Genomic DNA, 8996 nt, shown 5'->3' on the forward strand with positions numbered 1-8996 from the left:
CATTCCCAAATGCGTTTAACCGCTATGGGATAGAGAGGTGCGTAGTTCACCCAAGGAGAATTAATCTCTCGAAGTAAAAGTGAAGGGAATTTCTGAAATGGAATTCAGTCTGTCTATATTTGACTATACTTTTACTAACTATTACTATTCCCCGCAATCTTAAAACAAGTGCCATTGAGGGTATCTAGGGTTTGCGGCAAAAAGTTTTTCCTGGGGGCAGGGTGTAGGGTGTAGGGTTTTAGCGATTTTGAGGGGGTCAATTACCTAATTTTCAGGGAAAAAGTACCTGAATTTTCCACCCGATCACTCCCAGATCTGGCACTTTTTGGTTTCCAAAAAGTCTAAAAGTCTTACCCAACAAGGTTTTTAGATTTATTCAGCCAGCCCTATCTAGCCCAAAAATGAAGGGTTCGCAGGCAGGCACGGATTTCCATTATACAATAAATATAGGGCAAGTTTCCGATTTTGTCAAGGGTTTTGGCAAAAAAAAATCGCCTCTGGGAGGCGGGGGTGAAAGGTAAGCTAAACGGCGCTTAACCTGCATGATCCAATAGCTATAACCCTTTTGGAGTCTATATCGGTGATCCGAAGTAAAAGCCGTTTAGCTTATCACCCTGGAGAAATAATTAAACGCCAAAAGACTTACCACAACCGCAGGTTTGACTGGCGTTGGGATTAGTGAATTGGAAACCGCCGCCGATCATCGCGTTGCTGTAATCTAACATGAGACCGTAGAGATAGAGCAGGCTTTTTTTATCAGAGACAATTTTGAAGCCATCGTAATCGAAAACCTCATCTTGGGGGCCAATATTGCTAGGATGCTCAAAATCCATCATATAGGACATTCCCGAACAGCCACCCTGACGCACACCCACGCGCAGACATAAATCCTTGCCCTGTTGCTCTTTGAGCATGGTAAGGTGATTGAGGGCAGCCTCACTGAGTAAAATTCCTTTTCCTTGAATCTGAGTAGCTTGTGTCATCTTTAGCAGGAACTCCTAAACGCAGTTGAAGGGGACATATAAAACTTGACCTTCTCCTATCCATCTTAACGATAGTTGAGGGCTGATGACTGGATTACTGTTTACTTTTCCCAGCCTCGCAGGAGTTATAGGGCAAAAAGGAGCAAAAAACTGGGATTATTAATTAAATAGGGTTGCCAGAGACGACTAGATTCTTGAAACAAACCATAGAGCCATTCTCAGCCGATTTTCATCACCCAACCGGGTGATTGAGACAGTTCACCTTCTGGGGGGATGATAATCAAATCAGGAAAACACTGCTTTGAGGATGCCGAAAAAGCAGCCAGAAAATATCAAAAGAAATTCACTTTTCTAAGCGGAGATTAGCGCCACTGCTATCGGTGCGATAAACCCAAGTTTTTTGCTTATCAGTCAGAATAATTCGCCATCCTTGCACCAGTGCTTGAGTACAAAATTCCCCCGGTTTAGCTAATCCTAAACAACCATCGGGCCAGGTTTGTGGTTGTGTTGCTTGAATTTGCAAGCGATTAACCGATATCTTGGTTTTCCGACTCAAATCTTGACGTGCAGCTGTGATGACCGAATTAGGTGGCCCAGGAGATGCTAAACTAGGTGGTGCTAAGAGGAGAGAAAGCAGACTCATTAGCATTAAAATGCCAGTTGATACCCGAACAATTCTCGTTTTACCGATTTGTCCTTGCTGGCTCTGGCTAAAATTTTTTCTAGATATCATGTTTAGTCCTGCCTCTTTCCGGGGGTGATAGTCTGATCAAATTTTCCTTTTTATTATCAGTGTAACCGATACTATGTTCCCTCTCTGGTTTTCGAGCAGAAGCAGCAGTCACTCTCAGTGTTCGTTGTCATCTCCTGAAGACTTCCGTCTCTTTAAGTGGCGATGGCGATTAAAATAGATGAGGATGAACTATCTTAGATGGATGGGCTTATGTTATCTTTTTTCCTCCGTTGGTTGATTACCGCCGTCTCTTTATTGATTACAGCGCAAATAGTACCCGGTATAGAAATTAAAAATTTTACCGTGGCTTTGATAGCCGCTGTCGTCTTGGGTTTAATTAATGCTATCATTAGACCCCTGTTGATTCTTTTTACCCTGCCTTTAACTATTTTGACCCTAGGGTTATTTATTTTTGTGGTTAATGCCATTTCCTTTTCTTTAGCCTCCTATTTTATCAGTGGCTTTGAGGTAAAATCATTTTTTGCTGCTTTATTCGGTTCGATCGTGGTTTCGATCATTTCAGGAGTTTTAAATGGCATTTTCGTTGACTAAAGTGGGCAATAATTCGGTTAATTAGTGAGCAATCCTCTGTTTAAAACAGCTTGGCTTACTCTGATCTAGAGACGTTGATTATAACAACGTCTCTCTAGTTTTTGGTAAATAGCGATAGTTTTTATTTGAGAATCAGGGAATTAATACTAAATCCGTTGAGTATAGGCTACTTATGAGGAGAGACAAAAGGCAAGAGGCAAAAGGCAAAAGGGAGAATAAATAATCAGTTTTTAATAACTGGATTTAGTATAAATTGACAAAAAGATTGACAAAAATTATCGTTTGTGTTAAACAAGTTATATCGATTATTTACTAGAGGGCTTTAGGGTATGTTTATTATTTTATGTATGAGATCGCTTAGAACTACACCCAGAAAATCTCTACGGATTTACCGTGGCTTTTGTCGTTAAAAATCAGGAAAATTTAATCCCAAGATTTCCATCTCAAGCACCGAGAGCAAGTTCAATTACTATTAGAATAGTAACTTTTTGTGAAGATTTGGCTAACCGGGATGATCCGATCAGACAAAACAAATATAATCATCTTAATTAGATGACTAATAAGCTTTCTCGATCATCTTTCCAGACAGCATAACTACAAGAGTGTAGCAGGGGATTGTTGAGCTAAGGAGATTAACTAATCTCAAGTCAATTTTTCTTGTCTGTGTTGGCTTGAGAGACACAATCATCGCAGCAAAAGTTTTTTTCATTCAATTTAGAGGTTTTAAAATGACTAACAATCAGGAAAATCTTAGCCAAGAAAACAAAATTTATACAGTTCTCAGTATCGGTCAAAGAGGAGCAGGAAAAACAGTTTTCCTAGCGGCATCTTATCAGACTTTCAAAAATCAAGCAACTTCGGGAAATCCGGCTAATATTGTCTTCAGATATCAAGAGGAAGAAAGCGAAGAAGATATTGAAAAAATTCTCAATTATGTCGCTAGAACAGGTCAATATCCCCCCGCCACTTTAAAAATCAGTAACTTTGATTTTAGTTTAGAGAAAAAAAGCGGTGATCGCTCGGATAAAATAGCGACAATTCGCTGGTGGGATATACCGGGAGAAAGTTGTCAAATCTATAATTTAGCCTTTGTCAATATGGCTTTACAGGCTAATGCTTGTTTACTGTTTTTAGAAGCAGCAAGTTTATTAAATGATTCAGACAAGCATAATAATTACCTGAGAATTTTTCAAACCTTGATCGAGATAATTAACCATAATAAAACTAGGTTTAATTTAGGCATTATTATCAGCAAATGCGATCTAGTTGTCTCTGACCAAAAATGCTGGCAAAACCTACAATTAAAAGTCCAAGAATTGGAGCAAAAACTGCGAGAGCAAAAAGTTAATCACCGTTTTTTTTACTCAACAGTTTTAATTGATTCCCAGCAAGGGACACTGCAAGCAAATCAAGCTTTAGACTCCCTATCTTGGTTATTGTCTCAAATCGATCAACAACTGGTAAACTTTTCCTAAATGACCAGCACTATATCCGATCCATTTACAGCAAGATTAGTAAAAAAATCTCTCAAAAATCTGCTGACTGCCTTATAACAGTCATCTTAATGGTGAGGTGTGAAGTTTTCGTTTTGGGGAGTCGGCGCCAAATTAGGTGACAGTTCATCTTGAGGAGAAATGCCGTCAAATATCTCCCCAAAAACTAGAAACAAGACACAATTGTGTGAAAATTATTTATAATAGCGCACAGGAGCGCTTAAAGGTTACAGATCATGTCCTTGATCGTTGAACAACTGATTTATAGCAGTTTCTCACAACTGGGATTTAAATATATCGCTAGTGTCAATGTCCCCCTAGGGATTCAACAGTTTTTTTATCAACATATAGTCTCTCAGTTATGGGACACCTATAATCCTCCAGACAGGAAATTTAAAGGAGTCTATATCTATCAAATTGACTTCCATAACACCCTCTTTGGTTGGTTAATTAACGATGGTAAGGATGAATTTGGTCGTGGAGACATCCCCTACTTTCATTGTTATTATTTACAGGAACTACTCGACTCGAAACAACTGTTTAAAATCCTTGCCTGTCTAGAAGCAGGCCCCCTAAAACGTATTTCCAGAGATGAAGCTAAAATCTCCCTTGACCCCGTAATTTTAGCCGACAATTATCAGGCAAATGCCTTTGAATTAGGGATTAAACTTTCTAAAGATATTCGTCTGTTTAGCCAACGGCAACTGCGGGAAGAAAAACCTCTACAATGGTTTATCTCCTCGAAAGAAACCAAAGAACGACAACGACCACATCCCACCGATAATAACTATGATAACTCTAAAAATACCTTACCTAGGGAACCAAATTATAAGGTAGAAATTGCCAAAATCCTGCAAGAATTAGCCGAAAAACCGCTCGCTATTGAGGGGATCATGCTTGTTTCTCCCCAGGGTCAACCTTTGACTGATTCCATCGGCATGGAACACAATAGTGCTTTAATCTTAGCAGGAACAATGCTCTATCTTGCCAATAACACAAAAGAGGAATTAAGCTGGTCTGATCTGGAACAAATTGCTATTCGCAGTCCCCAGGGTCATCTGATCTTAACCCCTTGCAGTGACCAAGCTTTTCTTTTAGTGAAAACTGGCAAAACGCTCACGGGATTGTTAGAGGTAGAAATCCAGAAAACTCGCTCAAAATTACAAAAAATTCTCGCTATCTCTAACCCCACCCCCGAAACTCCTCTCTTAAATCCCGCAGCTAATCCCTTCCTTGATTCCGTTGTAGAAGAATTCGAGATCGTCCTCGAAACCGAAGATAATAACAATGCAGATATTTCCTTACCCGGGCAGACCAATTCAGTAATCAGTAATCAGTAATCAGTAATCAGGAGTCAGTAATCAGTAATCAGTAATCAGTAATCAGTAATCAGTAATCAGTAATCAGGAGTCAGGAGATTACTTTTATTTATAGCGTTTCCTAAGCTAGTGAGGTACACCTATTTTTCTTCCCTTTTGCCTTCTGCCTCTTGCCTTTTGCCTAAAACCCATAACTTTTGTACCTCAGCAGACTGAAAAACGCTATATTCTCCCCAATTCCTAATTCATAATTCATAATTCCCCATCTCCCACCTCCCCACTTCCCACTCCCCGCTCCCTGCTCCCCGCTCCCTGCTCCCCTCTCCCTTCTCCCCTACACCCTACACCCTGATAACTAAAAACCGATGAACCAATTAAACTTAGAAGTTGCGGGAAAAAAAGAACGTTTAGATGCTTGGATGGGGTCACAATTGCCCGATTTATCGAGATCGAGGCTGCAAAAACTGATAGAACAGGGATATATACAGTTAAATGGTCAAATTTGCACTAATAAAAATACTAAAGTTGGTCAAGGTGATCGCTTAAAGATTACCATTCCCGACAGTCAACCCCTCGAATTAACCGCCGAGGCGATCGAGCTTGATATTCTTTACGAAGACGACTATCTGATTATTATCAATAAACCTGCTGATTTAGTGGTTCATCCGGCTCCCGGCCACGAATCGGGAACCTTGGTCAACGCTTTACTGCATCACTGCCCAAATTTAGTCGGAATTGGTGGAATTCAACGCCCCGGTATAGTTCACCGCTTAGATAAGGATACCACGGGCGCGATCGTTATTGCCAAAACCGACCAGGCCCATCAACACCTACAGGCACAATTAAAAACCAAAACTGCCCGCCGGGAATACATTGCCCTTGTCCACGGTGTCCCCAAAACGGAGACAGGTACAATTGATCTGCCGATCGGTCGTCACCGCAGCGATCGGCAAAAGATGGCTATTATTGCCGTGGAAAAAGGCGGTAGAAATGCCGTCACTCACTGGCAAGTCAAGGAAAGACTGGGCAACTACACCTTAATGGAATTTCGCCTAGAAACTGGCAGAACTCATCAAATTCGCGTTCATAGCAGCCAAATCGGTCATCCGATTCTTGGGGATCCCCTCTATAGTTCAGGTCGTTCTATCGGGATTAATCTACCCGGGCAATTACTCCATGCCCATCGTTTAATTTTAGTACATCCGGTCACGGGAGAGAGCCTAGAAGCGATCGCTCCCTTACCCGCTATTTTCCCGAAAGTTTTAGCTATTTTACGGCAGAGAAACCCCTAGCGCACAAATTGCGGCATAATCTCCGCTGCTGTCCATAATCCGTAGATACCGCGACGATGCAGGGAAACCCCCGCTTTCAGATAACCGAAAGCCGGCCCGCAGACATTAGCCGCCATACTGGTTTCATCACCTAAAGTGAAGGTATGGGTGGAAATTTTGCCTTCAAAAGTCCGCCCCGTGACTTTAACATTGGTACTCAAGGGCTTTTTCGGGTTGCGCGTATCCACCACACCCCCGACGGAAACCCGATCGCGTCCACAGATTCCAGCCAATTCCAGCATAATATCGTCTGCGTGTTCCATATTTTCGAGGCTGAGAATGCCATTGGTTTTATTTAACAGCATTTCCACTTCCGCATCACTCATCCGGTGCGCCGTTTCTGGGTCGTAACCGGGTAAATGGGCGATATCTTCGCGAATAGTGGCACGATAAGCCTCCCAGTTGGCGATTCCCACGCCAAAGGTAATTTTAACGCTATGAATCTCTGCATAACTCTGGGCAGCTAGGGCAGCGGCAGCAGTTAACAGTCCGGGGGTGGCACCGCAGCCGGTCATGTAGGTGATGCCGGCGGCTTCTAGGTCTGCTTGTAGTGCTAAGATTTGTTCCATGGCGCTGGTACGTTTGAGCGCATCGACTAAAACCCCGCGCCAACCCAAGCGAATGAAAGTTTTAGCGATATCGGCCATGAAATTGTTGGGTAAATTCGGCAAGGCGAGAAAATAGCCCTCTACATCGGCAGTTTTGATTAATTCCTCGATACTGTTCTCGCTGAGACTGCCGTAATTTTCCAGATAACCGATCGAACCCCGGTCATGATAAATTTTGTTACAGGTATTGACATCTAGACCGTCTTTGTGGTATGCAAAACCAGCTTTATCGGCGGCGGCAGTCCAGAGCATTTCCTGTTTGGGGGCGAGAATTCTGGCGGCGGCCTGTCCCAAACCACCAAAACCTAAAACACCGATCCGAAGGCGATCGCTGGCTGTTTGTTTATTCATATTTGTTCTGATTCCTATAGACAAAATTCTATGATCTCGGCGGTCGTGGTTCGCCGTTGCATCTCCTTTATTTTCAATTTATCGCTTCAGGTCGTCTTTTTTGTGTAGTTTTGTTAAATTGTGCCTCCTGGGTCAAGGTTCGCCCTTGACGATGAAGAAAAGTTACGGGAAACTTACAAACAATTAGAGTAGTTGGGTTACAGAATATAAAGTTTTGCTAAAATTTTAACCAGATTGCTACGATTAGCAAACTATCGTAAATTAAAACGATAGGGAGCTTTGCAAACCCCAGATCACGCCGAGAAGAGCTATGAGCATGGAAAGCCTAGAGTTTATCATCTATCCCGATGGTCGCGTTATGGAAAAGGTGACAGGCATAGTCGGTTCATCTTGTCAAGAGGTGACGGCGGCGATCGAGGCACAACTCGGGCAGCTGATGTCTCAAGAGAAAACCTCGGATTATTACCATCAAACCGTCAGCCAGTCAGAGAAAGTCAGCAACGAAGCCACTTTTAGCGACTGGTAATTTTTCATCTTTCCCGATCCCTTTATTTAAGCCACTGAAAAACCATGTCACACTTTAGCAATATCAAAACCAAAATCCGCGATCTATCCTACCTAAAAGCCGCCCTGAGCGATATGGGGATGGAATGGAAAGAGGGTTCCCACCCCGTCAAAGGTTATCAAGGTCAAACTTTAACCGCAGAGGTGGTAATCGAGCAAGATAACAATTACGATATCGGTTTTCGCTGGAATGGTAACGAGTACGAGTTAGTTGCGGATTTGCAATACTGGCAACAACCCCTAACCGTAGAAGGATTTTTAAGAAAAGTAAATCAAGGTTATGCCTACCACACCATCCTGGAAGAAACTGCTAAACAGGGTTTTCAGGTGGCAGCACAGGAAAAAAATACTGATGGTTCCATTCGTCTAGTGGTACAACGTTGGAGTGCCTAATGGCTGATTTTTCTCCCGAACGCTCTGGTTTTGAACCAGAGTTAGGGGGATTCCTGAGAGATTCCCCCGATCGCACTGGTTTTGAGCCTGAATTGGGTGGTTTACAGCGCCAGAAAGCGGTTTACGTCGATGAGGTCACTTGTATCGGTTGTAAACACTGCGCCCACGTTGCCCCCAATACCTTTTTTATTGAAGGCGAATACGGTCGCTCTCGCGTCTATAATCAGGACGGTGACGAAGAAGAAATTATTCAAGAAGCGATCGAGACTTGTCCGGTTAACTGTATTCACTGGGTTAATTATAATAATTTGCAATTCCTCGAGGAAGAACGCAAACATCAAGTGATTAAACAGTTAGGTTTTCCTCAGATTCACAAGAAATTTAGCCCCGCAGATTTAGATATCTAGGGTGGATAGGTACAGCCTCATCCACCTATTATTTCCTAGAAGTCATCGAAAATTTGGGTCTGAAACCCCGTCGTTCTACGACGGCTTTACTGTTAAATATGAGCATCGTTTACGAAATATATGCTAAAATGTGAGGTATGGAAAAAGCCTATTCGTTTCGATTTTACCCCACACCAACACAAGAGTCGCTATTGCGGCGCACATTGGGCTGTGTAAGATTAGTTTACAACAAAGCTCTCCACGAACGAACACAAGCTTGGTA

The 8996-nt window shown here is 42.4% G+C and carries 11 protein-coding genes; 8 read left to right on the plus strand and 3 right to left on the minus strand.

From position 1 onward, the window contains the following. Nucleotides 1-626 precede the first annotated feature (626 nt). On the minus strand, nt 627-983 hold the full coding sequence (locus IM456_RS22130) for an iron-sulfur cluster assembly accessory protein (protein WP_287692317.1): 357 nt from the start codon (nt 981-983) through the stop codon (nt 627-629). A gap of 343 nt (nt 984-1326) precedes the next feature. Next, complete coding sequence (locus IM456_RS22135) at nt 1327-1716, minus strand: DUF8738 domain-containing protein (protein ID WP_149988133.1); 390 nt, start codon at nt 1714-1716, stop codon at nt 1327-1329. 210 nt (nt 1717-1926) lie between these two features. Here IM456_RS22135 and IM456_RS22140 point away from each other — a divergent pair, with 210 nt between their 5' ends. The 4 genes from IM456_RS22140 to IM456_RS22155 all read left to right on the plus strand — a co-directional run bounded on the left by IM456_RS22140 (nt 1927) and on the right by IM456_RS22155 (nt 6372). Then, complete coding sequence (locus IM456_RS22140) at nt 1927-2268, plus strand: phage holin family protein (protein WP_147071903.1); 342 nt, start codon at nt 1927-1929, stop codon at nt 2266-2268. Nucleotides 2269-2996: 728 nt separating this feature from the next. Beyond that, a complete protein-coding gene (locus IM456_RS22145; protein ID WP_149988132.1) occupies nt 2997-3743 on the plus strand; it encodes a TRAFAC clade GTPase domain-containing protein in 747 nt (248 codons plus the stop codon). A gap of 254 nt (nt 3744-3997) precedes the next feature. Beyond that, entirely contained in the window at nt 3998-5101 is a 1104-nt protein-coding gene (locus IM456_RS22150; RefSeq protein WP_149988131.1) for a roadblock/LC7 domain-containing protein, read from the plus strand. A gap of 344 nt (nt 5102-5445) precedes the next feature. Continuing rightward, nucleotides 5446-6372: an RluA family pseudouridine synthase gene (locus tag IM456_RS22155; protein WP_149988130.1), complete on the plus strand. Its 927-nt coding sequence runs from the start codon at nt 5446-5448 to the stop codon at nt 6370-6372. On the opposite strand, the gene bioU is transcribed toward IM456_RS22155, so the two are convergent. Then, a complete protein-coding gene (gene bioU, locus IM456_RS22160; protein ID WP_149988129.1) occupies nt 6369-7370 on the minus strand; it encodes a (S)-8-amino-7-oxononanoate synthase BioU in 1002 nt (333 codons plus the stop codon). The two genes, IM456_RS22155 and bioU, sit on opposite strands and share 4 nt — an antisense overlap. Nucleotides 7371-7680: 310 nt before the next feature. Between bioU and IM456_RS22165 the strand changes: the two genes are divergently transcribed. From IM456_RS22165 to IM456_RS22180, 4 genes are all read left to right on the plus strand, one after another. Then, a complete protein-coding gene (locus IM456_RS22165; RefSeq protein ID WP_002762645.1) occupies nt 7681-7896 on the plus strand; it encodes a DUF2997 domain-containing protein in 216 nt (71 codons plus the stop codon). Nucleotides 7897-7940: 44 nt separating this feature from the next. Further along, nucleotides 7941-8327 (plus strand): DUF1257 domain-containing protein, encoded by a 387-nt coding sequence (locus IM456_RS22170; RefSeq protein ID WP_287692324.1) that lies wholly within the window; start codon nt 7941-7943, stop codon nt 8325-8327. Next, complete coding sequence (locus tag IM456_RS22175; protein ID WP_002784283.1) at nt 8327-8734, plus strand: ferredoxin; 408 nt, start codon at nt 8327-8329, stop codon at nt 8732-8734. The genes IM456_RS22170 and IM456_RS22175 overlap by 1 nt, the downstream gene beginning before the upstream one ends. 137 nt (nt 8735-8871) lie before the next feature. Next, nucleotides 8872-8996, plus strand: a 125-nt coding sequence (locus tag IM456_RS22180) for a helix-turn-helix domain-containing protein (protein ID WP_287712807.1), incomplete at its 3' end; no start/stop codon positions are given.

Origin of the sequence: Microcystis sp. M079S1 (assembly GCF_020246425.1) — a bacterium.
Taxonomy (GTDB): Bacteria; Cyanobacteriota; Cyanobacteriia; order Cyanobacteriales; family Microcystaceae; genus Microcystis; species Microcystis aeruginosa.

Excerpts from the sequence above, each read along its gene's own strand:
- IM456_RS22150 (WP_149988131.1), top strand. The coding sequence starts at position 3,998 with ATGTCCTTGATCGTTGAACAACTGATTTATAGCAGTTTCTCACAACTG.
- IM456_RS22175 (WP_002784283.1), top strand. The coding sequence starts at position 8,327 with ATGGCTGATTTTTCTCCCGAACGCTCTGGTTTTGAACCAGAGTTAGGG.
- IM456_RS22170 (WP_287692324.1), top strand. The coding sequence starts at position 7,941 with ATGTCACACTTTAGCAATATCAAAACCAAAATCCGCGATCTATCCTAC.
- bioU (WP_149988129.1), bottom strand. The coding sequence starts at position 7,370 with ATGAATAAACAAACAGCCAGCGATCGCCTTCGGATCGGTGTTTTAGGT.
- IM456_RS22145 (WP_149988132.1), top strand. The coding sequence starts at position 2,997 with ATGACTAACAATCAGGAAAATCTTAGCCAAGAAAACAAAATTTATACA.
- IM456_RS22155 (WP_149988130.1), top strand. The coding sequence starts at position 5,446 with ATGAACCAATTAAACTTAGAAGTTGCGGGAAAAAAAGAACGTTTAGAT.
- IM456_RS22165 (WP_002762645.1), top strand. The coding sequence starts at position 7,681 with ATGAGCATGGAAAGCCTAGAGTTTATCATCTATCCCGATGGTCGCGTT.
- IM456_RS22130 (WP_287692317.1), bottom strand. The coding sequence starts at position 983 with ATGACACAAGCTACTCAGATTCAAGGAAAAGGAATTTTACTCAGTGAG.
- IM456_RS22135 (WP_149988133.1), bottom strand. The coding sequence starts at position 1,716 with ATGATATCTAGAAAAAATTTTAGCCAGAGCCAGCAAGGACAAATCGGT.
- IM456_RS22140 (WP_147071903.1), top strand. The coding sequence starts at position 1,927 with ATGTTATCTTTTTTCCTCCGTTGGTTGATTACCGCCGTCTCTTTATTG.